1 protein-coding gene is annotated in these 344 nt (G+C 68.9%); it reads left to right on the top strand.

Annotation, left to right across the window (positions count from 1 at the left end):
• Positions 1–110 precede the first annotated feature (110 nt).
• A partial coding sequence (locus DEF28_RS26970; RefSeq protein ID WP_199493594.1) for a sensor domain-containing protein occupies positions 111–344 on the top strand: 234 nt, incomplete at its 3' end.

The following is a 344-nucleotide window of genomic DNA, read 5'->3' as shown; positions in this document are numbered from 1 at the left end:
CCGCCCCAGCAGTGACCGCCCCACCACCGAAGAGGGACACAGCACCACCGCACCACCAGCTCCGACGCGGCACAATAAAGGCCACGCAACGCCCCTCCGAAAGGAACCCCGTGGCCCGCATCGAGGACTACCGTGCCGGACGCATCCGGCTACTGGGCTGGTCACTGGCGTTCACCGGACTCGCCATCACCGGACTGCTCCTCACACTCCTCTTCATCCTCTCCGGCGCCCTCACCGCCATCCTCCTCGGCTTCCCCCTCCTCATCCTCGCCACCACCCTCATCCGCGGCATCACCAACGCCCAGCGCTCCCTCCTCCGCCGCTGGCTCGGCCACCCCATCCCC

This window comes from Marinitenerispora sediminis (assembly GCF_003336425.1).
Lineage (GTDB): Bacteria > Actinomycetota > Actinomycetes > Streptosporangiales > Streptosporangiaceae > Marinitenerispora > Marinitenerispora sediminis.
The sequence above is the reverse complement of the archived record's forward strand: the minus strand, read 5'-3'. Positions and strand labels throughout refer to the sequence as shown.